Source organism: Saccharothrix algeriensis (assembly GCF_016907655.1).
In the GTDB taxonomy this organism is placed as follows: Bacteria; Actinomycetota; Actinomycetes; order Mycobacteriales; family Pseudonocardiaceae; genus Actinosynnema; species Actinosynnema algeriense.
Map to the genome: position 1 here is coordinate 5,559,058 of NZ_JAFBCL010000001.1, position 25,223 is coordinate 5,584,280.

The 25,223-nt window shown below is 75.5% G+C and carries 20 protein-coding genes and 1 riboswitch; of the genes, 7 read left to right on the forward strand and 13 right to left on the reverse strand.

Going from position 1 to position 25,223, the window contains the following annotated elements; all coding sequences use genetic code 11:
* Positions 1-77 precede the first annotated feature (77 nt).
* On the reverse strand, positions 78-698 hold the full coding sequence (locus tag JOE68_RS25460) for an L-threonylcarbamoyladenylate synthase (RefSeq protein ID WP_204844815.1): 621 nt from the start codon (positions 696-698) through the stop codon (positions 78-80).
* 254 nt (positions 699-952) lie between these two features.
* Here JOE68_RS25460 and JOE68_RS25465 point away from each other — a divergent pair, with 254 nt between their 5' ends.
* The gene (locus JOE68_RS25465; protein ID WP_204844816.1) at positions 953-3,559 is read left to right on the forward strand and encodes an NACHT domain-containing protein; all 2,607 of its coding nucleotides are present in this window, start codon (positions 953-955) and stop codon (positions 3,557-3,559) included.
* Positions 3,560-3,696: 137 nt separating this feature from the next.
* Here the strand turns inward: JOE68_RS25465 and JOE68_RS25470 are convergent, their stop codons facing one another.
* Positions 3,697-4,683 carry a helix-turn-helix transcriptional regulator gene (locus JOE68_RS25470; RefSeq protein WP_204844817.1) on the reverse strand — a complete coding sequence of 329 codons (987 nt, stop codon included), beginning with the start codon at positions 4,681-4,683 and terminating at the stop codon, positions 3,697-3,699.
* Positions 4,684-4,960: 277 nt separating this feature from the next.
* On the opposite strand from JOE68_RS25470, the gene JOE68_RS25475 reads away from it, so the two are divergent.
* The gene (locus JOE68_RS25475) at positions 4,961-6,796 is read left to right on the forward strand and encodes a S8 family peptidase (RefSeq protein WP_204844818.1); all 1,836 of its coding nucleotides are present in this window, start codon (positions 4,961-4,963) and stop codon (positions 6,794-6,796) included.
* A gap of 246 nt (positions 6,797-7,042) precedes the next feature.
* Here JOE68_RS25475 and JOE68_RS25480 read toward each other — a convergent pair whose 3' ends face one another.
* On the reverse strand, positions 7,043-8,191 hold the full coding sequence (locus JOE68_RS25480) for a glycosyltransferase (protein WP_204844819.1): 1,149 nt from the start codon (positions 8,189-8,191) through the stop codon (positions 7,043-7,045).
* 124 nt (positions 8,192-8,315) lie between these two features.
* Positions 8,316-8,822: a MarR family winged helix-turn-helix transcriptional regulator gene (locus JOE68_RS25485; RefSeq protein WP_204844820.1), complete on the reverse strand. Its 507-nt coding sequence runs from the start codon at positions 8,820-8,822 to the stop codon at positions 8,316-8,318.
* 76 nt (positions 8,823-8,898) lie between these two features.
* Here JOE68_RS25485 and JOE68_RS25490 point away from each other — a divergent pair, with 76 nt between their 5' ends.
* Together JOE68_RS25490 and JOE68_RS31955 are read left to right on the forward strand one after the other, a co-directional pair.
* On the forward strand, positions 8,899-10,899 hold the full coding sequence (locus JOE68_RS25490; protein ID WP_204844821.1) for an MMPL family transporter: 2,001 nt from the start codon (positions 8,899-8,901) through the stop codon (positions 10,897-10,899).
* A 281-nt stretch (positions 10,900-11,180) separates the two neighbouring features.
* The gene (locus tag JOE68_RS31955) at positions 11,181-11,840 is read left to right on the forward strand and encodes a LysM peptidoglycan-binding domain-containing protein (RefSeq protein WP_204844822.1); all 660 of its coding nucleotides are present in this window, start codon (positions 11,181-11,183) and stop codon (positions 11,838-11,840) included.
* Between the two features lie 786 nt (positions 11,841-12,626).
* Here JOE68_RS31955 and JOE68_RS25500 read toward each other — a convergent pair.
* The 7 genes from JOE68_RS25500 to JOE68_RS25530 form a co-directional block, all read right to left on the reverse strand.
* Entirely contained in the window at positions 12,627-13,283 is a 657-nt protein-coding gene (locus JOE68_RS25500; protein ID WP_204844823.1) for a maleylpyruvate isomerase N-terminal domain-containing protein, read from the reverse strand.
* Between the two features lie 220 nt (positions 13,284-13,503).
* Entirely contained in the window at positions 13,504-14,256 is a 753-nt protein-coding gene (locus JOE68_RS25505) for a GAF and ANTAR domain-containing protein (RefSeq protein WP_204844824.1), read from the reverse strand.
* 168 nt (positions 14,257-14,424) lie between these two features.
* Positions 14,425-14,595 (reverse strand): hypothetical protein, encoded by a 171-nt coding sequence (locus tag JOE68_RS25510; RefSeq protein WP_204844825.1) that lies wholly within the window; start codon positions 14,593-14,595, stop codon positions 14,425-14,427.
* 131 nt (positions 14,596-14,726) lie between these two features.
* On the reverse strand, positions 14,727-15,641 hold the full coding sequence (gene nrfD / locus JOE68_RS25515; RefSeq protein ID WP_204844826.1) for an NrfD/PsrC family molybdoenzyme membrane anchor subunit: 915 nt from the start codon (positions 15,639-15,641) through the stop codon (positions 14,727-14,729).
* Complete coding sequence (locus JOE68_RS25520) at positions 15,641-16,507, reverse strand: 4Fe-4S dicluster domain-containing protein (protein ID WP_204846286.1); 867 nt, start codon at positions 16,505-16,507, stop codon at positions 15,641-15,643. The genes nrfD and JOE68_RS25520 overlap by 1 nt, the downstream gene beginning before the upstream one ends.
* Positions 16,508-16,542: 35 nt before the next feature.
* Complete coding sequence (gene fdh / locus JOE68_RS25525; RefSeq protein ID WP_204844827.1) at positions 16,543-19,821, reverse strand: formate dehydrogenase; 3,279 nt, start codon at positions 19,819-19,821, stop codon at positions 16,543-16,545.
* 10 nt (positions 19,822-19,831) lie between these two features.
* Positions 19,832-20,134 (reverse strand): hypothetical protein, encoded by a 303-nt coding sequence (locus JOE68_RS25530; protein ID WP_204844828.1) that lies wholly within the window; start codon positions 20,132-20,134, stop codon positions 19,832-19,834.
* Between the two features lie 273 nt (positions 20,135-20,407).
* Here JOE68_RS25530 and JOE68_RS25535 point away from each other — a divergent pair, with 273 nt between their 5' ends.
* Positions 20,408-20,608 carry a DUF2795 domain-containing protein gene (locus JOE68_RS25535; RefSeq protein WP_204844829.1) on the forward strand — a complete coding sequence of 67 codons (201 nt, stop codon included), beginning with the start codon at positions 20,408-20,410 and terminating at the stop codon, positions 20,606-20,608.
* Between the two features lie 140 nt (positions 20,609-20,748).
* Here JOE68_RS25535 and JOE68_RS25540 read toward each other — a convergent pair whose 3' ends face one another.
* Complete coding sequence (locus JOE68_RS25540; protein WP_204844830.1) at positions 20,749-22,182, reverse strand: VWA domain-containing protein; 1,434 nt, start codon at positions 22,180-22,182, stop codon at positions 20,749-20,751.
* Complete coding sequence (locus tag JOE68_RS25545; protein WP_204844831.1) at positions 22,179-22,619, reverse strand: hypothetical protein; 441 nt, start codon at positions 22,617-22,619, stop codon at positions 22,179-22,181. Before JOE68_RS25545 ends, JOE68_RS25540 begins: the two co-directional genes overlap by 4 nt.
* Before the next feature lie 246 nt (positions 22,620-22,865).
* Positions 22,866-22,952, forward strand: a riboswitch (ZMP/ZTP riboswitch).
* A 16-nt stretch (positions 22,953-22,968) separates the two neighbouring features.
* Between JOE68_RS25545 and glyA the strand changes: the two genes are divergently transcribed.
* Positions 22,969-24,225 carry a serine hydroxymethyltransferase gene (gene glyA / locus JOE68_RS25550; RefSeq protein ID WP_204844832.1) on the forward strand — a complete coding sequence of 419 codons (1,257 nt, stop codon included), beginning with the start codon at positions 22,969-22,971 and terminating at the stop codon, positions 24,223-24,225.
* 377 nt (positions 24,226-24,602) lie between these two features.
* Positions 24,603-25,211, forward strand: coding sequence for a TetR/AcrR family transcriptional regulator (locus tag JOE68_RS25555; RefSeq protein WP_204844833.1), 609 nt, complete (start codon positions 24,603-24,605; stop codon positions 25,209-25,211).
* Positions 25,212-25,223 lie beyond the last annotated feature (12 nt).

Here is a 25,223-nt window from a genome sequence, read left to right on the forward strand (position 1 = left end):
CGAGCGCGGGCCGCCGAGGTCGGCGTCCGCGCTGCCGAAGTAGGTCCCGCCGACCGCCGCGGGGGCCGGCCGACCGGCTACTCGAACCGGCTGGGGTCGCCCGCGCCCCGGCGCACGACCTCCGGCTCGCCGCTGGAGAAGTCGATGACGGTCGTCGGCTCGGTGCCGCACTCGCCCGAGTCGAGCACCGCGTCCACCGCGTTGTCGAGGCGCTCCTTGATCTCCCAGCCCTGCACCAGCGGCTCGTCCTGGTCGGGCAGCAGCAGGGTGCTCGACAGCAGCGGCTCGCCCAGCTCCTGGAGCAGCGCCTGCGCGACGGGGTGCTCGGTGATGCGCGCGCCGACCGTCTTCTTCTTCGGGTGCAGCAGGCGGCGCGGCACCTCGCGGGTGGCCGGGAGGATGAACGTGTAGCTGCCCGGCGTCGCGGCCTTGACCGCGCGGAACACCGCGTTGTCGACGTGCACGAACTGGCCCAGCTGCGCGAAGTCCCGGCACATGAGCGTGAAGTGGTGCCGGTCGTCGAGGTGGCGGATCTGCCGGATCCGGTCCAGGCCCTCCTTGTTGCCCAGCCGGCAGCCCAGCGCGTAGCAGGAGTCGGTCGGGTAGGCGACGAGGCCGTCCGACCTGATCATCCGCACGACCTGGTCGATGCTGCGGCGCTGCGGGTTGACCGGGTGCACGTCGAAGTACCTAGCCATGGGCGGAGCCTAGTCACCCCCGACCCCGCACGCGCGGGTCACCCGGGCGCGCCCGGCCGGCAGCCGCTTCCTGGAAAAGCGGGGGAAAGCGGTGGGCGAAGGATATTCCGCAGCGGGTATTAACAGGCGGCGAAGTGGCCCGGGAGCCGCAGGATTGCGCCTCGCGGGTCGGGTGGGCGGCAATTCCAACGCGAGGGGCGACGATTTCCCGAACGTGTCCTACAGTGACCGCCCGGTGGACCGGAGGGAGTTCGATGGACGAGGCGGATGTGCCCGGACCGGCCGGGGAAGCGGCGCACCGGACGCTGGTGGTGGTCGACGTCGAGGGGTTCGGGGACCACCGGCGGACCAATCCCGACCGATTGGCCGTGCGCGCGGCGCTGTACCGGGTAATGCGCGCCGCCTTTTCCGGTTGCGGCGTCGAGTGGGCTACCTGCCGGCACGTGGACCGGGGTGACGGCGTTCTCGTGTTCGTGCCGCCGGAGGTCACCAAGTCGATTTTCGCGCAACGCCTGCCCGACCGCCTCGCCGCGCTGCTGGCCGAGCACAACGGCGCCCACCCGCCGCTGGAGCGGATCCGGCTGAGGCTGGCCCTGCACGCCGGGGAGGTCTACCGGGACGCGCACGGCGCCGTCGGCCGGGCGGTCAACCACGTGTGCCGCCTGGTGGACTCGGCGCCGGTCCGCGAGGCGCTCGCCGGCACCGCCGGGCCGCTGGCGCTGATCGCCTCGGACTGGTTCTTCGAGGAGGTCGTCCGGCACGGTCCGGGCGGCGGCGCGGGCGCGTACCGGCCGGTGCGGGTGGTGGCGAAGGAGACCGACGCGGTGGCCTGGGTGCGCCGCGGCGGGCCGCCGCAGGCCCCCGGCGCGCCCCGCGCCGCCGACGAGGTGCTGAGCGCGCTGTGGAAGACCTCGGACGACTCCGCCCGCCGGTTCGGCGCCCGGCGCACCGCCTGCCCGCTGGACCTCAGCATCGCGGAGCTGCACGACCGCGGGCTGTGCGTGCCGCCGGTGTGCGCCGACGACGGGCTCGGGCGGGAGGGGCCGCTGGTGGACGCCGTCGTGGCGGAGGTCGCGGCCGACCGCTCGGTGCTGGTGCTCGGCGAGCCGGGCAGCGGCAAGAGCGTCGCCGCGTACGCGGTGCTGCGCGTGCTGCGCTCGTCGGTGCCGGCTGTCGCCGTCCGGGGCGGTGAGCTGCGGGAGCTGATCGACGACCCGGGGAGGTTCCCGGCGCTGCACGAGGCGGCCGAGCGCGGCCCGACCCGCCCGGTGCTGCTGGTCGACGGGCTCGACGAGGTGCCCGCGGGGCCGGTCGACCCGGCCGGGCTGCTGCGGCGGGCGGGGGAGCGGTTCACGCTGGTGGCGACGTGCCGGCAGCGCGAGTTCGAGGACCACCTCGCGCCGGCGGCGGCGGACGGCGCGTTCGACGCCGTCCGCACCGTCGGCGCCTGGACGCTCGACGGCCGGTTCACCGAGTTCGTCCGCCGCCTGGTGGCCGGCGGGCTGCTCGCCTCCGACGACCTGGTCGAAGCGGTGCGGCGCTCGCCGGGGCTGGCGCGGATGGTCGTGCGCCCGCTCCACGCGCGGCTGGTGACCTCCCTCGGGCGCACCGGCCTCGGGCCGGTGACGACCACGTCCGCGCTGTGCGCCGAGCACGTCGACAAGCTCGCGGCGGTCAGCGACGTCGCGCTCGCGCGGGCGGGCTGCCACGGCCCGCGCTCCTCGCTGGACCTCTGGGTCGAGGCGGCGTGGGCGGTGTTCCGGTGCGGGCGCCCGTCCGGGGACCGGTTCGACTTCGACGCGGTCGTCGCCCGCGTCGGCGACGGCGGGCGGTGCGCGGCGCGCGCGCTGAGCCAGGTCTGCGACCGCCGGCGGTCGGCGGGCCGCGTGTGGGGCAGCTTCGCGCACCGCGCGTTCTTCGGCTACCTGGTGGGCAGGTACTACCTCGACCGGCTGGACCGGGCGTCGGCGGGCGGCGGGGTGGCGGAGCTGGTCGACTGCCTGCGCGTCGAGCCCACGCCGGGGATCCGGGACTTCCTGGTGGACCGGCTGCGCCCGGCGCGCGCCGCCGGGCCGGGCGCGGCGCTCGAAGCGGCCTACCGGCACGCGCGGGCGGCCGGCCCCGGGACGGCCCTCGCGCGCACCACCGGGGACCTGGTGGCGCACCTGCTGTCCCGGGCGGTGGCCGGCGGGCGGGAGGCGCTGCGGCGGCTGCTCGACGGCGAGGACGACGCGTTCCTGCGCCAGGCGCTCCTCCGGGAGCTGTGCCACCTCGGGGACCCGGAGGCGCTGCGGGAGTTCGTGGAGCACGCGCGCGAGTCGGAGCAGTGGCGCGCGTGGAACCGGGACCGGCTCCTGCGGGACCACGGCGACCCCGACCACCACGAGGAGCCGCCGCACGCCGACCCGGACCGGCGGCGCGGCCGGGAGCGGCTGATCGCTCTGGTGTCCGAACCGGACTACGCCGAGCGGGTCGCGCCGCAGCGCCGCTACCTCGACCTGTTCACCCTGTACGACTGCGCCCGGTGGCGCGGCGAGGCCCCCGCCGGCCCCGAGCGCGCCGCCCTGGCCGCCGCCGAGCGGGCGTTGCGGGCCGACCCGGCGATCGACCCCGCGCTGCTGCGCGAACTCGCGGAACTGCGCTCGGCGGTGGCGTCCGTGCCCCGCCGGGAGGGCGCCGACCGCGGCGCGCGGGGACGGGGCGGTCCCGGCGCGCGCCCGGACGACCGCGGGCCGGGGTTCGCGAACCTGCCCTACCGGACCGACCTGGCGCGCGGCGTGGCCGGGCTCGTCCGGTGCGCGGGGGAGGACCGGGGCGACCGGTCGGCCGACGAGCGCCACGAGCAGGCCCTCGTGGAGTGACCGGGCGACCGGTTCGCCGCGCGGCGCGATCCCGTGAACCCCTTGCGCCGCAACCGGGTCCGGCCCCGGAAGTCCGGCCCTCCGTATCCGGCCCGCCAAGTCCGGCCCTCCGGATCCGGCCCGTCAGGTCCGGCCCGTCAGATCCAGCCCTTCCGGGCGGCCAGCAACCCGGCCTGGAAGCGCGACTGCGCGCCCAGCTCGGCCATCAGCTCGGTGACGCGCCGGCCCACCGTCCGCTCCGTCACGCCCAGGGCGCGCGCGATGGAGCGGTCCTTCAGCCCGGACGCGAGCAGCGACAGCAGTTCCCCGTCGCGCGCCGACAGCCCGGCCCGCTCGCCGGCCCGCGCCGCCGCCCCGTCCGGCGGATCGCCCACCGCGACCGGCGTGGCGCGCGACCACATGCCCTCGAAGCAGGACACCAGCGCGTCGACCAACGCCGACTCGCGCACCAGCAGCCGCACCGCCGGGTCCGGGTCCTGGTAGGACGCGGGCATCAGGGCGGTGTCCCGGTCGACCACGACCATCTTCATCGACGCGTCGGGCAGGATGCGGGCCTGCTCGCCCGCTTCCACGCAGCGCCGCATGTTCGCCACGTGCAGGGGCGTGGCCAGCGAGTCCGCCGAGTACACGAAGCGGTACTCGACGCCGCTGCCCAGCTGCGTGATCTCGAAGTCGTTCGGGTTCCACTGGCCGCCGAGGTAGGGCGGCGCGTCCACGGCCAGCACCTCCTTGCGCGCCTGGGCCTGCAGCCGGGTCACCGACGCGATCACCGCGTCCTCGCCCTCCACCAGCTCCACCGCGGCGCCGGCGTGCGGCGGGCCCGACCGCAGCCGCTGCGCCAGCTCCTCCACCCGGACCTGCATCCGGGCCAGGTCGCCGCGCCGCCGCTGGATCAGCGCCGCCAGCGCCTCCTCCGGCGCGACCACCAGGTACGCCGCCGGCGCGTGGCCCAGCTGGTGCACCAGGCCCGCGCCCAGCAGCACGGCCAGGGCCGCGCGCACCTCGGCCGGCGGCCGGCCCCCGTGCTCGGCCAGCTGCGCGACCGTCGCCCGGCGCAGTTCCAGCAGGGCCAGGTAGACGTCGTTGTCCCGCTGGCCGAGGCCGACCGGTTCCAGCAGGAACATCTCCACCTCGCAGGGCGAACGTGCGGGCGACGCTAGGGCGGCGGCCACCCGCCGTCAAGGGCCTCGCCGGCGGGCGCGGGTCGACGGCGGACATTGTCGGGAACCGGACAGCGGGGCCTTCGGGAATTCGGCGGGAACCGTACGAAAGTCTCTTGTCGGGCCCGGCGGGCGCGGAAAATACTCGCCAGGTCCGATCGGACACCGCTCATCACACCGCCCGGGACCCGTGGGCCGTCGAGGGCCGGCCGTTCCGGGCGCCCTGCACCGAGGAGCAGTGATGCGACCCCGAACCCTGCCCGGACGGATGCTCGGCCTGGGGCTGGCGGCCACCGCCGCCACCGCGGCCGCGGTCGTCTGGCCGAGCGCGGCCACCGCCGCCCAGGAAGGCCCGATCGTCGCCGAGAGCGCGCCGAACGCGGTCCAGGACAGCTACATCGTGGTGCTGAAGGACGACCGGCTCGCCGGCGCCGCGGTGCGCCCGAAGGCCGACGACCTGCTGGCCCGCTACGGCGGCGGCCGGATCGGCTTCACCTACCGGTCGGCCCTGAAGGGCTTCTCGGTCGCCATGCCTGCCCGGCAGGCCAAGCGGCTCGCCGCCGACCCGGCCGTGGCCTACGTCGAGCAGGACCGCACCGTCGGCCTGCTGACCGACCAGGACAACCCGCCGTCGTGGGGCCTGGACCGGATCGACCAGGACTCCCTGCCGCTCAACCAGAAGTACAGCTACTCCACCGGCGCGTCGAACGTCACCGCGTACGTCATCGACACCGGCATCAACTACGACCACACCGACTTCGGCGGGCGCGCCTCGTTCGGCTTCGACGCCTTCTCCGACGGCCGCAACGGCAAGGACTGCCAGGGCCACGGCACGCACGTGTCGGGCACCGTCGGCGGTCGCACCTTCGGCGTGGCCAAGCAGGTCAAGCTCAAGGCCGTGCGGGTGCTCAACTGCCAGGGCAGCGGCTCGGTGGCGACCGAGGCGGCGGGCGTCGACTGGGTCACCGGCAACGCGGTGCTCCCGGCCGTGGCCAACATGAGCCTGTACACCGGAACCGCCAACGAGCCCAGCCGCGTGCTGGACAACGCGGTCAAGGCGTCCATCGCCAAGGGCATCTCCTACGTGGTGGCCGCCGGGAACTTCAACGACGACTCCTGCAAGTACTCCCCGCAGCGGGTGACCGAGACGATCAACGTCGCGGCCTCGGCCCGGACCGACGCGCGGGCGTCGTTCTCCAGCTACGGCCGGTGCAGCGACCTGTTCGCGCCGGGCCAGGACATCGTCTCGGCGTCCTACTCGAACAACTCGGGCTCGGCGTCGATGAGCGGCACGTCGATGGCCTCGCCGCACGTGGCGGGCGCGGTCGCGCTGTACCTGGCGGACAACCCGGCGAAGACCCCGGCCCAGGTGCACGAGGCGATCCTGGCCGAGGCGACGCCGAACAAGGTCACCAACCCCGGCTCCGGCACCCCGAACCGCCTGCTGCGCGTGAACGAGGGCGGCGCGGGCGCCGTCACCGTGGCCAACCCCGGCAACCAGACCACGACCGTCGGCGGCGCCGCGAACCTCCGGCTGACCGCGTCCGGCGGCACGGCCCCCTACACCTGGTCGGCCACCGGCCTGCCGCCCGGCCTGTCGATCGGCTCGTCCACCGGCCTGGTCACCGGCACGGCGACCACCGCCGGCAGCTACACCGTGACCGCGACGGCCACCGCCTCGGCGGGCGGCTCGGGCAGCACCACCTTCACCTGGGTGGTCGGCGCGGGCGACTGCGCGCCGCAGACCAACGGCGCCGACGTGGCGATCCCCGACGTCTCGACGGTGACCAGCTCGGTCACCTTCTCCGGCTGCGCCGGCAACGCCTCGGCCACGAGCGGGGTCGAGGTGCACATCAAGCACACCTACCGCGGTGACCTGGTGATCGACCTGGTCGCCCCGGACGGCACGACCTACCGGCTGAAGAACTCCAGCGGCGGCGACAGCGCGGACAACGTCGACGCGACCTACCCGGTCGACCTGTCGTCGGAGGCCCGCAACGGCGTGTGGAAGCTCAGCGTGCGCGACGTCGCGGCCAACGACGTCGGCACGATCGACAGCTGGGGCCTGACGCTCTAGCGGCGCAAGGGTCCGGAAGGCCCGGTGGACCGGGGGTCGCTTCCCGCGAGGCGATCCCCGGCCCCTCGCCCGATGAGTCCACTGTGGACTGAATTCCCCGTTCCCGCCGAGCGGTGCGCGGGAACCGACCCGGTCGCGCGCGCCGCGGGAACCGACCCGGGGCGCGAACGCCCGCGTCCGGGAGCACCGCTCGCCCGCGTCGGCGGGAACCGCCCCGCAGCCGCGGGCGAGCGGTCGGGGGTGCGCCTAGCGGGTGTACTCCGGCAGCCGCGCGGCCACCTCGGCCGGCGACGGCATGGCCGCCACCTCGGCGGCGACGGCCCGCGCGGCGTCGCGGACCGCGTCGTCGGCCAGCAGCCGCCGCGCCCGCTCGGCCACCGCCTCGGCGGTCACCCCCTCGCCCACCAGTTGCTCGCCCAGGCCGTGCTCGACCACGGCGTCGGCGTTGCCGAACTGGTCCGCGCCCTGCGGCAGCACCAGTTGCGGCACCCCGACGCTGAACGCGCCCATGGTCGTGCCGCTGCCGCCGTGGTGCACCACCAGGTCGGTGTGCGGCAGCAGGTCTGCCTGGGGCACCCACTCCAGCAGCTCGACGTGGTCGGGCACCTCGCCCAGCTCCGCGACGTCGATCGTCGGCCCGGTGGCGACCAGCACCCGCGCGCCCGCCACCGCGGCCAGCCCGGCGATCGCCGCCCGCAGCACGCCCGGGTCGCCGAACACCGTGCCCAGCGTCAGGTACACCAGCGGCCGGTCGTGCGCGGTGACCCAGCCGGGCAGCTCGCCCGGCTCGGCGAACGGCACCGGGCGCAGCGGCACGATGTCGTTCGCCGCCAGGAACCGCTGGTCCTGCACCGACGGCGGGCAGACGTCGAGGTAGGTGTTGCCGAGCACGATCGGGTCCTCGGCGGGCAGGTCGACGCCCAGTTCGGCGGCGTAGTCGACCAGCGGGCCGGGCGTCCGGGAGAACAGCGCGTCGGCCGACCACATCCGGCCGAAGCCGTGGCACAGCGCCGGGACGCCCGCGGTGCGCGCGGCCAGGCCGGCGCCCGGGTTGCCGATCTCGTGCACCACGAGGTCGGGCCGCCACTCGGCCAGGAACGGCACCAGGTCGTCGTGGAAGGAGCGCGGCAGCACCCGGCCGAACACCTCCGCGATCACCTCCTCCGGCACGGCGCCGGGCCTGCCCGGTTCGCCGGGGCCGAACGTGGCGGCCAGGGCCTCCCGCTGGCTCAGCCCGGCGGTCAGGTGCCGGAGGCCGAGCCGCTCGACGGCCCCGGCGAACTCGGCGGAGGTGGCGTAGGTGACGTCGTGCCCCTGCGCGGCCGCGGCGGCGGCGAGGGGGAGCAGGGGGTAGGTGTGCCCGTGGGAGCCGAGGCTCGAGAAGAGGATCTTCACCGGTTCGATCCTAGCCGGCTTTTTCGACAGGCGGTGAATTCTAGCTGGTGTGGAATCCCGGGCGGGGACCGCCCGTCCTGCGTCACCCGTCCTGCGTCACCCGTCCCGCGTCACCCGTCCCGCGTCACCCGTCCTGCCCGGCGGCCGGAGCCGCGGGGCCGCCCGACCCCGCCGGGGGGCCGGCCACGCGCCCGCGCACCGCCGCCGTCGCCTCCACCGTCGCGGTCAGGAACCGCGCCACCACGTCCTTCTCGGCGTCGCTGAACCCGGCCCAGGCCCGCCCGAACGCCTCGTCCAGCGGCGCGAAGAACCGCCGCCCCCACTCCAGCGCCCCGTCCGGCACCCGCAGCTCGACCTTGCGCCGGTCGCTGGTGCTGCGGGCGCGCTCGACGTGCCCGGCCGCCTCCAGCCGGTCCAGCACGGAGGTCGTCGCCGACGCGCTGAGGTGCATCGCCTCCGCCAGCCTGCCCGGCGACAGCGGTTCGCCGCGCCCCTTGGCGTCCATGATCAGCGCCAGCGCGTTGAGGTCGGTGCGGTGCATCCCCTGGGCCTGGCCGAACAGGTCGACGAAGTGGTCGGACTCCACCACCAGCTGCCGCAGCAACCGCACCAGCGCCGTGTTGTCGACCATCCGCCCTCCGGTTAGTATTTCGGCGATCGAATTATCAGATCATCGAAGCACTTCGTCGTCCGGAGGTCATTCTCCCGTGCGCGCCCGCTGGGTCCTGCCCGCCCTGATCACCGTCGCCTGGCTCGCCCTCGGGGGGTTCGCCGGGCCGTACACCGGCAAGCTCAGCCAGGTCGCGGTCAACGACAGCACCGCGTTCCTGCCCGACTCCGCCGAGGCCACCGAGGTGGCCGAGCAGCTCAAGGCGTTCGGCGACCAGCGCAGCCTGCCCGCCATTGTGGTGGCCGAGCGCCCGGACGGCATGACGGACGCCGACCGCGCCTGGCTCGCGGCCGTCGACTACCCCGGCCGGGCCTCGCCCGTCCTGCCGTCCCGCCAGGACGACCAGGCCGCGCAGGTGGTCGTCGCGCTCGACGCGGCCGACCCCGCCGACGCCGTGGAGGACCTGCGGGCCCGGCTCGCCGCGCCGCCCGACGGGCTCACCGTGCTGGTCGCCGGGCCGGCCGCGCAGGTCGCCGACCTCAAGGAGGCGTTCGGCGGCATCGACGGCCTGCTGCTGCTGGTGGCCGCGGCGGTGGTGGCGGTGATCCTCGTCCTGGTCTACCGGAGCCCGCTGCTGCCGCTGGTCGTCCTGCTGTCCGGCGGGTTCGCCCTCGGCGTGGCCAGCCTCGCGGTGTACCTGCTCGCCGACCGCGGCGTGATCGACCTCAACGGCCAGAGCCAGGGCATCCTGTCCATCCTGGTGTTCGGCGCGGCGACGGACTACGCGCTGCTGCTGGTCTCCCGGTTCCGCGAGCAGTTGCGCGACACCGAGGACCGCTACGCGGCGATGCGCACGGCGTGGCGGGCCACCGTCGAGCCCATCGCCGCGTCCGCCGGCACCGTCGTGCTCGGCGTGCTCTGCCTGCTGTTCAGCGACCTGGACTCGAACAAGGGCCTCGGCCCGGTCGCCGCCATCGGCATCGGCGCGGCGCTGCTGGCCTCCACCACGTTCCTGCCGGCGGTGCTGGTCCTGCTCGGGCGCTCGGCGTTCTGGCCCCGGCGCCCGGTGCTGGGCTCGCCGCACCCCGAGGCGGGCGGGCTGTGGGCGCGGGTGGCCGGCCTGGTCGCCGCCCGCCCGCGCGCCACCTGGGTCGTGACGGCGCTGGTGCTGCTGGTCGGCGTGGCGTTCGTGCCGCAGCTCAAGGCGTCCGGCACCGCCCAGTCCGACGTGTTCCTGGGCGAGGTGGACTCCGTCGCCGGCCAGGAGCTGCTGTCCCGGCACTTCCCCGGCGGCAGCGGCGCGCCGACCGTCGTGCTGGCGCGGGCCGACCGGGCGGACGCGGTTGCCGCCGCCGCCGAGGTGCCCGGCGTGTCCTCGGTGCAGCGGCGCGACGAGGCGGGCGGGCTGGCCCGGCTCGACGTGGTGCTGACCGACCCGGCCGACTCCGAGGCCGCCGTCGCCACCGTGCAGCGGCTGCGCGAGGCCGTGCGGGCGGTGCCGGGGGCCGAGGCCAAGGTCGGCGGGCCCACCGCCACCCAGCTGGACACGCAGCGGACCTCCGAGCGGGACCGGCTGGTCATCATCCCGATCGTGCTGGTGGTGATCTTCCTGGTGCTGGCGCTGCTGCTGCGCGCGCTGCTGGCCCCGCTGCTGCTGATCGCCACCGTCGTGCTGTCGTTCGGCGCGACCATGGGCGTGTCCGCGCTGGTGTTCAACGGGGTCCTCGGCTTCCCGGGCGCAGACCCGGTGGTGCCGCTGTTCGGGTTCGTGTTCCTGGTGGCGCTGGGGATCGACTACAACATCTTCCTGATGACCCGCGTGCGCGAGGAGGCGCGCACGTCGGGCACCCGGGAGGGGGTGCTGCGCGGGCTGCGGATCACCGGTGGGGTGATCACCTCCGCGGGGGTGGTGCTCGCGGCGACGTTCTCCGCGCTCGCCGTGCTGCCGATCCTGTTCCTGGCGCAGATCGCGTTCATCGTGGCGTTCGGCGTGCTGCTCGACACCCTCGTCGTGCGGTCGCTGCTGGTGCCGGCGCTGGCGGTGGACATCGGGCGGCGGATCTGGTGGCCCTCGGCGCTGTCCCGCGGCAAGGACTGACGACAGCCCGAAAACCTTGAGCAACATCACCGTTTCGTGTGGACATTCCCCCGGTGGCGAAGGTCATTCGGGTGTACTCGGCGCGCCGTTGCGCCGGTTGGTTCCTATGGTCCGCTCGTGGTCGGTCGCAAGACCGGGCACGGGTTTCACCGGGTGGTCGGGCACCAACTCTGTCCGCCGGCCCCCCGGGACGGTTGTGGCTATCGAAAGGGGCCAGGTCGTCGGACAGGGACAACCGGACCGCGCCAGCGGACCGGCGGGGTGCGGCGGCAAGTCGAACCATGGGCCATCACGGAGTCACATCCGACAGCAGCGGTGTCCACCACGTCGTCCGAGCGCTGCTCCTCGCCCTCGCGACCGCCTGCGCCCTCGGGCTCACCGGCGCCGCGGCGTCCGCCGAACCCGGTCTCGACTGGGACGCGGTCGCGCAGTGCGAGTCGGGCGGCGACTGGTCGATCAGCACCGGCAACGGCTACTACGGAGGTCTTCAGTTCCTGCCCAGCACCTGGTACGCCAACGGCGGCACCGGAATGCCGAACGAGGCCAGCCGTGAGGAGCAGATCAGGGTCGCGGAGAACGTGCTCCGCTCCCAGGGACCCGGCGCGTGGCCGAACTGCGCCCGCGGCGGCAACCACAGCACCGCGCCGGTGTCCGCCGGCACCCGCTCCTCGTCCCACCAGGTTCACACCCCGCTTCAAGCGCCCCCGGCGCCGCCCGTGCCCGCCCTGCCCGCCTCGACCGACAACCCGGACGGTGACTACACCATCGAAGAAGGCGACACCCTGACCTCCATCGCGGCCGAGAGGAACATCGAAGGCGGCTGGCAGACCCTCGTCAGCCTCAACCCCGACCACCTGACCAACCCCGACCTCATCCTGGTGGGCAACCGGATCCGCACCGGCGTCGACCACCAGCCGACCCACCTCTCGCGCGTCCGCTAGCCGCCACCGCCCGCCCCCGCGCGCGGTCGTCGTGCCGGCTGCCCGGGCTCCGCGCCCGCCCGGGGAGCACTCGGCGACCACGTGCCCGACCACCTCGTCCGACCACTGCGGCCGACCGGTCACCCCTGCCACGGCGGGACCTCCGGTTCCTCGGCTGCGCCGGCTGGGAACGGGCGCTCCCACCGGTCACATCGCCTGCGAAGGAGGGTTCGTTACCCACCAACGACTTTAGCCCATCACCCGATCAGGTAAAGCGACCGGCCCCCCGGAACAGTCCTCACGGGACGGTCGATCGGAGGAGTCCACACCGGATTAGTCCACAGAGGACCAAGTGAGGAGGTGTTATGTTCCGTTGCGGGTGAGCGAGTCGGTCGTCGCGCTCATCCTGTTCGCGCTCCTGGTGCCGCTGGCGGTGCTCCCCCCCCCCGGGTGCACCGCCAGTACCGGGTTTCCGGCCGGCTGCGCGGCTGGTCGGCCCTGGTCGCGGCGGCGGGTGCCCTCTACGGCTGCGGCCCGGTGGCGTTCACCCTGTTCCCGCTGCCCGCGGTGACCCCGGGGTTCTGCCCGCGGCGCCACCTGGTCGACACCTGGCAGCCGCGGCCGTTCGCGTCCCTGGACGACACCGCGCCCGACGGCGGCCCGGCGGTGTGGCAGGTGCTGCTCGACGTCGTGCTGTTCGTCCCGCCGGAGCCTGCCCGCGCCGGTGTCCGGCACCCGCACCGCGACCCGCGCGGCCCGACCGCCCGGCGCGGCCCCGGCCCGGTCGACCGCCCGGGTGCGCGGCGGTCAGCGGAGGACGAGCGGCAGCCTCGCGGCCACCTCGCCCAGCGCGGTCGCTTCCGCCTCGCCCGGCGCGCGCCGGCCGGTGCCGACCAGCAGCGCGTCCCGGTCGGAGAACGACCGGGGGAACGCGGCGCCGGCGATCGCCTCCAGCACCGCCCGCGACCGGGCCAGGCCCTCGGCGGGCGGCGGCGCCGCGGCGGGCCGGTGCGCGACCAGGTCCAGGTGGTGCAGCGTCCACTCCAGGACGTACGCGGACAGGTAGTCGCCCGCGGTGAGGACGGCGCCGCGCGTGCCGACGCGGGCGGCGGGGTCGGCGAGCGCGGCGGCGCGGCCGGCGGCGGAGCCGACGTCGTCCAGGTGGAACTTCAGCAGCCCAGGCTCCCCGTAGGCGGCGGCCAGCCGGACGGTCAGCGCGTCGAGCGGGTCGTCACCGGTCGGCGGTGTCGTGCCGACCTCCCAGTAGGTGATCGCGTCGCGGGTGGGCTCGCCCCCGGCGGGGGTCGCCAGGGTGATCAGGACGTCCTGGGCGTCGATCACCAGGTGGCAGACCAGGTCCCGCACGAGCCAGCCGGCGCAGCCCGAGGGCCGGGCGAAGTCCTCGTCGGTCAGGTCGACGACCGCCGCGCGCAGCGCGGCCCAGGACAGCTGGAAGAGGTCCACGCCGGCAAGGTAGCGCCGCGCCGCGACGGCGGACAAACGAGTTCGGGCGCACCCGGCCGGCGGTGCCGCGGCGGGGCGATCACGGCGCGGCAGGTGCGGCGAGGCGCGGTGGGGCGGGGCGCGGTGGGGCGGGGCGCGGTGGGGCGAGGCGGGGCGCGACGGGGCCGGCGGGGCCGGACCGGCGCGGTTCCCCGGGGGTGCGCGGCCCCGGGCCGCCCGATCAGCGCCTCCTGCCCGGCGGCGGGCTCAGCTCGCCGGTCCGCACGAGCTGCTCGGCGAGGTCGCGCACCTTGGTGTTGGTGTGCTGGCTGCCCCGCACCAGCAGCGCGAAGGCTTGGTCGGCGGTGATCTTGTGCCGCTCCATCAGGATGCCCTTGGCCTGCCCGATCAGGTCGCGGGTGTGCACCGACTCGGCCAGGTGGTCGCGCTCCTGGGCGGCGGCCAGGGCCACCGCGGCGTGGCTCGCGAACAGCGACCCCACGTGCTCGGACTCCTCGTCGAACGCCTCGGTGACGGGCGCGTACAGGTTCAACGCGCCCAGGTCGTCGCCGGCCACGTAGAGCTGGAACGACAACATGCTCGCCACGTCCAGCTCCCGGACCCGAGCGGCGAAGTCCGGCCAGCGCTCCTCGGCGACGACGTCGGGCACGCTGACGACCCGCTGGTCGAACAGCGCGGTCAGGCACGGGCCCTGCCCGGTCTCGTACTGGACCTGGTCCACCAGGCCGGGCAGCTCGCCGGTCATCGCCACCGTGTCGACCTTGCGGCGGGAGACCACCGTCATCACCCCCGCGTCGCACGCGCCGGGGATGGTGCCCACCGCCGCGCGCACGATCGCGTCCAGGGTCTCCTGCGCGTCACCCTGCTCGTGCAGGGTGCGGGCCACCTCGCTGAGCCGGACGGCCAGCCCGTCCCGGCGGTCGTCGGGCACACCCTCCCCGGTCTCGCGCCCCTCGGTGCTCTCCTCGGCCACAGCCAACCCCTTCCCGGTCGGGCGTGCGGGGGACGGGTGTCCACCGCGCCGGTGCCGGACACCGCGCCGACCGGATCGATTTCCCGGTGCGGGCGCCGGCCAACCCCCTGCCGGCGATCGACCGGCGGATCGACGACACCGATCCGGACGAACCGAGGGTCGCACACTTCACCCTGCGTCTCCATCGACGTGCTTCCCGGCCTGCTCCTCGGCCTGACGGGGGTCCGCGCCCCGCTCGCGCTCGCGGATGGCGACGCGCAGTTGCTCCGGGGTCATCAGGTCGTGGTCGACGATGCCCAGCAGGGCGGCGCGCTCGTGCAGTTCCGACTGGTCGTCCACGGTGGCTCCTCACGTCGGGGGAGGGCGCCCGGCCCGTGCCGGAGGGGTACCCGGGCACCGGCCGCCCGACGCCCGCGCCGGCCGACCACTCCGCCAAGCGCTTGCGCGGCGGCCCGCGCCGCCGGAGCCGGTCACCGGCCCTCTCGCGCCCTCCGCTCGCGCTGCGGCCCCACGACGTACTTCGGGTCCTCGGCGGAGGCGACGCCGGCGTGGAAGACCCCGAACCGCGTGCACGCCGACCCGGCCAGCGCCGCCAGCCCGCCGAGGACGGCGGCGGCCCGCGAGCGCCTGCCCAGGGTCGCGCCGAGCAGCCCGCCGGCCGCGGTCAGCGCGGAGGCGGCCTTCATCAGCCGGCCGCCGCGCCCGGTGCGCAGGGTCTCGGCGGCCGGCCCCATCCGGCGCTCCATGACCTCGGTGGCGACCAGCTCGAACACCCCGCCCGCCAGCGCGGCGCGGCGGGCGGGACCGGCCTGCTCCACGGGCGCGACGACCATGCCCAGGCCGCCGGCGGCGCTCGCGGCGGAGCCGACGAACACGAACGGCAGCTCGCGGTGGCCCTCGTGCCACGCCGGGACGGCGGTGTCGGCCACCAGCACCGCGGTGTAGGCGGCCACCGCCGGGCCGACCAGGCCCGCGCCCACCGTGGCCACCCGCCCCAGCCGGGTGAACCGCCCGCTCAGGGCGGTGACCGCGGCCAGGCCGGCCTGCGGGCCGTAGGCGACGAGGATCCAGGAGCCGACGCTCATCGGCGAGCTGGGCTTGACCACGCGCAGCATGTTCAGGAACCGCCCCGGCCGGCCCAGGTCGTGCACCAGCGCGAACAGCGAGCCGGAGATCGCCGCGAGCGCGCCCGCCTTGCAGCCCTTGGCCAGGGCGGTCCGGCCGGTCAGGTCGGCGCCGGCGGCCAGCACCGAGGACGCGCCCGCCAGCCCGCCCAGGAACAGGTACCCGGCGATGTCGCGGGCCGCCCAGGTCGGCTTCTTCAGCACCGGCCGGCCGTAGTAGGAGGTGAAGCCGGTGTCCCGGCGGCTGTGGCGGCCGGCCATCACGGACCGCCCAGGAAGGCGGCGGCCAGGCCCGCGAGCAGCGCGGCGGCGGCGACGCCGGCGTGCTTCCACATCGCCGGCAGGTCGCGGGTGGTGACCACGGGGTCGGGCGGCAGGCCGTAGACCTCGGGTTCGTCCAGCAGCAGGAAGAACGCCCCGGCCCCGCCCACGCCGTCGTCGGGGTCGTGGCCGTAGAGGCGGGCGTCGGTGACACCGGCCTCGTGCAGCCGCTCGACCCGTGCCGCGGCGCGCTCGCGCAGCTCGGCCAGCTCGCCGAACTGGATGGAGTCGGTCGGGCAGGCTTTGGCGCACGCCGGTTCCTGGCCGACGCCCAGCCGGTCGTAGCACAGGGTGCACTTCCAGGCCCGGCCGTCGCCCTCCCGCTGGTCGATGACGCCGAACGGGCAGGCCGGCACGCAGTAGCCGCAGCCGTTGCAGATGTCCTCCTGCACCACGACCGTCCCGAACTCGGTGCGGAACAGCGCGCCGGTCGGGCACACGTCCAGGCAAGCGGCGTGCGTGCAGTGCTTGCACACGTCCGACGACATCAGCCACCGGAACTCCGACCGCTCGCCGTCCCCGCCGCCCGGCTTGGTGAACGAGGGCATCCCCAGGTCGGCGACCGGGCGCGGCGCGGGCTGCTCGATGAACGCCACGTGCCGCCACGTGTCGGCGCTCAGGCCCTGCGTGTTGTCGTAGGACATGCCGGTGAACACCAGGCCGTCGTCGGGGACGTGGTTCCACTCCTTGCACGCCACCTCGCACGCCTTGCACCCGATGCACACCGTGGTGTCGGTGAAGAACCCGAAGCGCGGCGCCGGGTCGGGGTAGCCGCCGTCGTGCGGCGGGTCGTCGCCGACCAGCATGGTCCGCAGGTCGAAGCCGTCGTGGTCCACGTCCCTCACACCTCCGTCCCGGTGCGCTCGGTGATGCCGGCCAGTTGCTGGTAGGAGCGCACCAGCTCGACCAGCTCCGGGCCGCGCGGGCGGCGGCCGGGCCGGATGTCGGCGCTGAACGCCTTGACCTCCTGGATGTGCGCGCCGGGGTCCAGGACGATCGCCGACAGCTCGTTGACCGCGTCGCCGGTGCTCAGGCCGTTGGGGCCCCAGTGGTAGGGCAGGCCGATCTGCTCCAGCACCCGGCCCTGCACGGCCAGCGGCGTCATCCGGTCGGTGACCAGCACGCGCGCCTCGATCGCGTTGCGGGGGGTGACGATGGTGGCCCACCCGCCGTTGGCCAGGCCCTTCGCGGCGGCCAGGGCGGGGGAGACCTCGCAGAACAGCTCGGGTTGCAGCTCCGACAGGTAGGGCGTCCAGCGGGACATGCCGCCGGCGGTGAAGTGCTCGGTGAGCCGGTAGGTGGTGACCACGTACGGGAAGACCTCGCTGCCCGGCGCGTCGCCGTCGGGCGCGTAGCGGTTGTGCTCGTGCGGGTAGACCAGCCGCGCGGGGTTGCGCTGCTGGGCGTACAGCGCGTTGGGGAACGGCGAGTCCTGCGGCTCGTAGTGGGCGGGCATGGGGCCGTCGACGATGCCGGAGGGCACGTACAGCCACGCCTTGCCGTCGGACTGCATGATGAACGGGTCGATGCCGGACAGGGCGTCGACCCCGGTGGCCCCCGGCGCGGGCCGGTAGTCCGGCGGCTTGGTCCTCTCGAAGTCCGGCACGTCGTAGCCGGTCCACTCGCCGGCTTCGGCGTCCCACCACACGAGCTTCTTGCGCTCGCTCCACGGCGTCCCGTCCGGGCGGGCGGAGGCGCGGTTGTAGAGGATGCGGCGGTTGGCGGGCCACGCCCACGCCCACTCGGCGGCGATCCAGTCCTGCTCCTCGGCGGGTTTGCGGCGCGCGGCCTGGTTGACGCCGTCGGCGTAGACGCCGCAGTAGATCCAGCACCCGCACGCCGTGGAGCCGTCCGCCGCGAGCTGCGTGGAGGTGCTCAGCGGCACGCCGTCGGCGTCCCAGCCGTTGATCTCGGCCAGCACCGCCTCGGCGATCGGTTCGTCCAGCGGCCCCTCGGTGGGGTAGTCCCAGGTCAGGTCGAGGACCGGCCGGTCGCGCGGTTCGGTGGACCCGGCCAGCCGCTGCCGGATCAGGCGGCCCAGGTGGTACAGGAACCACAGGTCGCTGCGCGCGTCGCCCTTCGGGTCGACGGCCTGGTGGTGCCACTGGAGCATCCGGTTGGTGTTGGTGAAGCTGCCCGCCTTCTCGGTGTGCGCGGCGGCGGGGAAGAAGAAGACCTCCGTGCCGATCTCCTCGGTGCGCAGCTCGCCGGTGTCGATCTCGGGCCCGTCCTGCCACCAGGTGGCGCTCTCGGTCAGCGAGAAGTCGCGCACCACCAGCCACTCCAGGTTGGCCATGCCCAGCCGCTGCGCCTTGGCGTTGGCCGAGCCGACCGCGGGGTTCTCGCCCATCAGGAAGTAGCCCTTGCAGTTGCCGTCGATCTGCTCCAGCACGGTGTCGTAGGTGCTGTGGCTGCCGGTCAGCCGCGGCAGGTGGTCGAAGCAGAAGTCGTTCTCCGGCGTGGCCGCACCGCCCCACCACGCCTTGAGCAGGCTCACCACGTAGGTGTCCATGGCGGACCAGAAGCCCTTGCGCGCGGCGTCGGCGCGGATGAACGAGGCCAGGTCGTGCTGGTGGTGGGCGTAGGGCATCGGGATGTAGCCGGGCAGCAGGTTGAACAGCGTGGGGATGTCGCTGGAGCCCTGGATGCCGGCGTGCCCGCGCAGCGCCTGGATGCCGCCGCCGGGCCGCCCCATGTTGCCCAGCAGCAGTTGCAGCACGCAGGCCGCGCGGATCATCTGCGAGCCGGTGGTGTGCTGGGTCCAGCCCACGGCGTAGACGAACTCGCTGGTGCGCTCGGGCCCGGAGTTCTCGACCAGGAGGCGGCAGACCTCCAGGAACGCCTCCCGGGGGACGCCGCAGACGCGTTCGACCTCTTCGGGGGTGTAGCGGGCGTAGTGCCGCTTGAGGACCTGGAACACGCAGCGCGGGTGCTGCAGCGTCTCGTCGCGCCGCGGCTCGCCCTCCATCGCCGTGCCGCCCGAACCGTGCGTCTCGCCGCGCCCGCTGGCCCGCACCTGCCCGGTGTCGCCGGCGGTGTGCTCGTGCTCCCCGCCGTCCGGGTCGTCGGGTGCGCCGTCGCGCTGCCCCGACGCCGGGGCGACGTCGACGCCCTCGTAGGCCCACGTGTCGAACGAGTAGTGGCGGCTGTCCGGGTCGAACCCGGAGAACAGGCCGTCGAGGTCCTCGGTGTCGCGGAAGTCCTCGGACACGATCGTGGCCGCGTTGGTGTAGTGCACGACGAACTCGTGGAAGTGGGAGCCCGTGCTCAGCACGTGGTTGATGATGCCGCCGAGGAACGCGATGTCCGTGCCCGCCCGGATCGGCACGTGCAGGTCCGCCAGAGCGCTCGTCCGGGTGAACCTGGGGTCCACGTGGATGACCTTCGCGCCCCGCGCCTTGGCCTCCGTCACCCACTGGAACCCGACCGGGTGGCACTCGGCGAAGTTCGACCCCTCGATGAGGATGCAGTCCGAGTGCTGGAGGTCCTGCAGGAACGTCGTCGCGCCGCCGCGCCCGAACGACGTGCCCAGGCCGACCACGGTCGAGCTGTGGCACACGCGGGCCTGGTTCTCCACCTGCACCACGCCCAGCGCCGTGAACAGCTTCTTGATCAGGTAGTTCTCCTCGTTGTCCAGCGTGGCCCCGCCCAGGCTCGCGATGCCCATGGTGCGGTTGACCCGGTAGCCGCCGTGCTCGTCCTGCCAGGTCTCCCGGCGGGTGCGCAGGACCCGCTCCACGACCATCCGCAGCGCGGTGTCCAGGTCCAGCTCGCGCCACCCGGTGCCGTAGGGCGGCCGGTAGAGCACCTTGTGCCGGCGGTTGGAGCCGGTGGTGAGCTGGAGGGTCGCCGAGCCCTTCGGGCACAGCCGGCCGCGGCTGACCGGCGAGTCCGGGTCGCCCTCGACCTGCACCACCTCGTCGCCGCGGACGTAGACGTCCTGGCCGCAGCCCACCGCGCAGTACGGGCAGACCGACTTGACCACCCGGTCGGCCGCCGCGGTGCGGGCGCGCAGCGCGGCGCTGCGGCGCGACTTCGCCGCGGCGGCCCGGCCGGCCGGGTCCCCACCGGTCAGCTGCCGGTACACCGGCCAGGAGCGCAGCCACTCGCGCGGGTCCATCGCCGACCCCCTACCGCGCGCCTCGGCGCGCCGACCGCATCTGCTCGTCGGCGTGCGCGCGCCCGCGCACCCAGGCGAGCACGTCGGGCCGCTCGGTGGGGTTGTCCACGCGGTCCAGGACCAGGCGCTGACTGCCCGCGCCGGCGTAACCGGGGCGCCGCTGGCGCTCCCCGGTCACCGCGTCGCTGTTGTCGGCGGGGATGCCGGTGGCGATCAGGTGCGCGAGGCCGGGCGGGATGCCCAGCCGCCGCGACACCTCGTCGTAGTCGCAGCCCCGGTCGATCAGCTCCAGCACGGTCCGCTTGCTCGGCACGGCACCCTCCCGGCGTCTCGCCCCCGGGACCACCCTGAGCCGGCCCACCGGAACCCGCCACCGCGCGGGCCGCGGCCGGGCGGCGGCCGTCGTCCGTTCGTGGCAGGGACGGGGTTCCCGCGCTGGAGGGGCACGTGCGGATGTCACCTCTTCGGGTTGTCCTGCGGCACGCGGGCGCGGCGCGGGTCCCGTTTGGCCCGCGGGGGTGCGGGTAGCCGGGGCTCGACGCGGCGCGGGGCCGCGTCGGACCCGGCGCCGAGGTCTGGAGGGACGATGTCCGCGACCGCCCGAGACGACGTGCAGCGCTGCCTGGAGGGGGTGGGCTTCCCGGCGAGCAGGGACGACCTGCTCGACGCCGCCATCCGCAGGGGCGACCCCACCGCCGTGCAGGCCCTGCGGGAGATCCCGGAAGCCGAGTACGCGAGCCTGGCCGACGTGGTCCGCGCGGTCGCGCCCGACGGGCCGGGGCGCTGAGGGCCGCGCCGGGCCGGCCGCCCGCGCCCGGTGGGCGGGCGGGGCCGGCCGGCGGGTGACCGGCGCGGCCCACCCCCAGCGGCCGTCCTCGGCGGTCCTCCTCGGCGGTCCTCCTCAGCGGCCCTCCTGGGCGGTCCTCCTCAGCGGACCTCCGACGCCCACACCACGCCCACCCGCACCTCCTGGCCGGCCAGGTCGGGCGGCGAGGACAGCAGGACCTCCCACCGGCCGGCCAGGGGGCGCTCCACGCGGAGCACGTCGAGCAGGTCGGGCTCCTCCGGGCGCCGCACCCGCCCGGCCGGGTCGACCAGGGCCGCGGACACCCGCCGGTCGTCCCGGAGCACGACGACCGCCACCGCGACGGCGCCGTCCGGGACCGCGACGGGCAGCCGCACCCCCTCCGGGCCGAGCCGGGCGCGCTGCAGCCCCTGCTGCCCGTCGGCGCACCGCCCGGCGGCGATCACCGACGCCACCGCGTCGACCAGGTCGTCGGCGCCGGGGACGACGGCGGCGCGCGCCGGGCGGCACGCCTCGCCGGCCCCGCCCGCCGCGTACCGGTCCAGGGTGGCCCGGTCCGCCGCGCCGAACCCGACCGGCCGGATCCGGACGCCCCGCTCCCGCGCGGCGGCCAGCGCCGCGTCGAGCCGCCCGGCGTCGTCGGAGCCCGCGCCCGCGCTGCCGGTGAGCAGGTAGAGCAGCCTGAGCCGGTCGTCCCCGGCCGGCTCGAACCGGGTGAGCGCGTGCGCCAGCGCCGACCCGTGGTCGGTCCCGCCCCCGCCGGCGGCGGGGCGCAGGCCGGCCAGGCAGTCGCGCAGCGCCCGCGCGGCCCCGGCCGGCTCCAGCCGCGGGCACACCTCGGCCAGGCCCGGCGCGCCGCCGAACCCGGCGACCGAGAGGGTGGACCGGGGTGACAGCTCGGAGGCCGCGATCAGCTCCACCGCCTGCCGCTCGCGGGCCAGCTCCGCCGGGCCGAGGCCGGCCGACGCGTCCACCAGCACCACGACGTCGGCGGGCGCGGCGACGACCCCGGGCGGTGGGGGGGACAGGTGCACGGCGGCCGGCAGCAGCGGCACGACCGCCGCGAGGGCGGTTGCCAACCCGGCCGCGACCACGGCGACCAGGACGCCGAACCGCCACCGGCTCACGCGCGCGTCGACGCCCGGCCGGAGCCGCACGGCGCCGTGCGGGGTCTCCCGTCCGGGAACCACGCCGCGCTGCTCGTCCAGCAGGCCCGTCACGCCGGACCCGACGAGCGCCCGCCCGGCCTCGGCACGGGGTCGCGCCGCCGGTCGCGCGCCGAACCCGGCGCCCCCGGTCGTCGGCGGGGACTTCCCCACGGGCACGGCGAGGAGGAAGGCCGGTCCCGCCGACGCCCGCACCGCCGCGGACCGCATCGCCCCGGTCGTCGGCGGCGCGGGTGGCGGGGGTCCGACCGGTCCGGGCAGCCCGGCCAGCGCCGCGAGGTAGCGGTGGCCGAAGCGCGCGGACCGGGGGGCGGGGCCCCGCCGACCGGCAGGGTGGCTGCCGGTCAGCGCGGCCCAGTAACGGGCGGTGAAAGAGGTGCGCCCGGTCATCGGACGGCCTCCGAACCCTCGACGAGCGGTCGTGGCGCCGCCCGCGCCGGGGCGGCGGCCCCGTTCACCGCGGACCCGGCCGGTTCCGCCGGCCGGGCCCCGTCGTCCTGCCGGATCGCCTGGCGAGCCGACTGGAACGACCCCAACTGCTGCAGGACCGCCGGCGCGGACGCGCCGACGGCGATCGCCGCCGCTATCCCGGCGAGCTGGTCGTGGAACACCGCCCCGGCGGCGGCGCCGAGGACGAGCCGGGTGATGCCCGCCGCCACCCGGGCGGGCACGTCGACGAACCTGCGGAAGGGCGGCAGCGCGGTCCCGCTGCGCGCCCGCTTCTGCTCACGAGCCTCCTGCCATGCCTGTACCTGCGCGAATACCGTGATGGCCTCGACCAGTGCTCCGCCCGCCGCACCCAGCGAGATGGCGGTCAGCAAATCCATCCGATCCCCGCTCCCGTTCACCGGAGTCGACCCGGTCACCGATCAGGTCGCCCGCGGGCGGGGGTTCGTGTCGCCGCCGGCGGGAATATCACGCGTTCGAGTGAGGAACCCGAAGGGGACCACCGGTCGGCGCACCGGGTTCGCGAAAACCCTTCGCACCGCGGTCGGGGCGGTGGCGGCCTCGCCGGCGGTGCGGTCGCGACGGGCCTTCGGGACCTTCGCCCGCCTCGCGGCCTCGACTAGGGTGGGCGCGTTCGCGACTGGCGTGACGAGGGTGGAACCGACCACCGGGGAGCGACGAGCCGGCCTGCACCGCGCGCCTGGGTGCCCGGCGTCGTTGGAGGCTGTCGTGCACCAACCCCCGGTTCCCGCGCTGTCGGCGGCCGACCCCGTGATCGCCCGGCTGGTCGAGGCCGAGGCGCGTCGGCAGTTCGAGAAGATCCGGCTCATCGCCTCGGAGAACTACGTGTCGCGGGCCGTGCTGGAGGCCACCGGCACGGTGCTGACCAACAAGTACTCCGAGGGCTACCCGGGCCGCCGCTACTACGAGGGGCAGCAGGCCGTCGACCCGGTCGAGGCGCTGGCCGTCGAGCGCGCCCGCGACCTGTTCGGCGTCGACCACGCCAACGTGCAGCCCTACTCCGGATCGCCGGCGAACCTGGCCGTGTACCTGGCCTTCCTCCAGCCCGGCGACACCGTGATGGGCATGGCGCTGCCGATGGGCGGCCACCTCACGCACGGCTGGGGCGTCTCGGTGACCGGCAAGTGGTTCCGCGGCGCGCAGTACGGCGTGCGCGCGGACACCGGCCGCGTGGACCTGGACGAGGTGCGCGACCTGGCGCTGCGCGAGCGCCCCAAGGTGATCTTCTGCGGCGGCACCGCCATCCCGCGCACCATCGACTTCCCGGCGTTCGCGGAGATCGCGCGCGAGGTGGGCGCCCTGCTGGTCGCCGACGTCGCGCACATCGCGGGCCTGATCGCGGGCGGCGCGCACCCGTCGCCGGTCGGCCACGCCCCGGTCATCACCACCACGACCCACAAGACCCTGCGCGGCCCGCGGGGCGCGATGGTCCTCACCGACGCCGAGCACGCCAAGGCGATCGACAAGGCCGTCTTCCCCGGCCTGCAGGGCGGGCCGCACAACCACACCACGGCCGCCATCGCGGTGGCCCTGGGCGAGGCGTCCACGCAGTCCTTCCGGGACTACGCGCACGGCGTCGTGGCGAACGCGCAGGCGCTCGCGGCGGCGTTGGCGCAGCGCGGCTTCGACCTGGTGTCCGGCGGCACGGACAACCACCTGGTCCTGGTCGACCTGACCGGCAAGGGCATCGGCGGGAAGCCGGCGGCCAGGGCCCTGGACCGGGCGGGCATCGAGACCAACTACAACACCGTGCCCTACGACCCGCGCAAGCCGTTCGACCCCTCCGGCCTCCGCCTGGGCACGGCCGCGGTCACGACGCGCGGCCTGGGCCCGGACCGGATGCCGCAGCTCGCGGCGTGGATCGACGCGGCCGTGCGGGCGGCCGGGGACGACGCGGTGCTGGACCGCATCGCCGCCGAGGTGGCGGAGCTGATGGCCGCCCACCCGATGCCGGGCTGGGCGTAGGGGCCGCCGGCGGGTCGCCGGGCCGGTTCCGGTGCGACCGGGGCCGGGCCGGCTCGGCGGCGCGGGACCGCGCGGGCGGCGGTCCCGGTCCGGTCCGCGGTGGGCCCGCGGCCCGGGGTCGTGCCGGGCGCCCCGCCCCGCGCCCCCGTCGCTCCGGGCCTCCCGGCCCTCCGGACGTGCTTCGGCCCCGGACGCGCTCCGGCCCCCGGACGCGCCCCGGCCGCCGTGCTCAGCGCCTGGCCGGCGGCTCACCCTCGGTCAGCGCCCCGGTCACCGGAGCGGGTCGGCCGGCGGCACGGGCGGGGGAGAGCTGGATCACAAAGGGTGCGCAGGTTGTAAATTTGCAGTGACTGCACTTTTATTCGTACGCTGAACGAGTGAACAGCGAGCCCGGTCTGCGTGATCGGAAGAAGCAGCGGACGCGGTCGGCGCTGAACCGGTCCGCGCTCGTGCTCGCTGCCGAACGCGGTCTGGACCACGTGACCGTCGAGGACATCAGCACGGCCGCCGGGGTCTCCCCGCGCACGTTCTTCAACTACTTCACCAGCAAGGAGGAGGCCGTCGTCGGCCCGGACCCCGAGACCGGCCCGCGGATCCGGCGCCGGGTCCTGGAGCAGCCCGCGCACCTGGGCGCGGCCGAGGCGCTCAAGGCCGCGATGCTCGCCGAGCTGGCCGAGGAGCTGGCCGAGGACCGGGAGTTCTGGTTGCTGCGCATGAAGGTCGTGCAGCAGCACCCCGTGCTGCTGGCCCGGCTGTTCGCGGGCGGCGAGGAGGCCGAGCGCCAGGTCGTCGCGGGCATCGCCGAGCGCGTCGGGCTGCCGCCGGACGACCTCTACCCGATGCTGCTGGCCGCCGCCGCGAGCGCCGCGGGCCGCGTGGCCTTCGCCCAGTGGGCCGAGCCGGACGGCCTGCGCCCGCTGGAAGCCCTGTTCGGGGACGCCATGGACCTGCTGTCCGCGGGTCTGGCGAACCCGCCCGGAGCGTAACCGAACCACCAC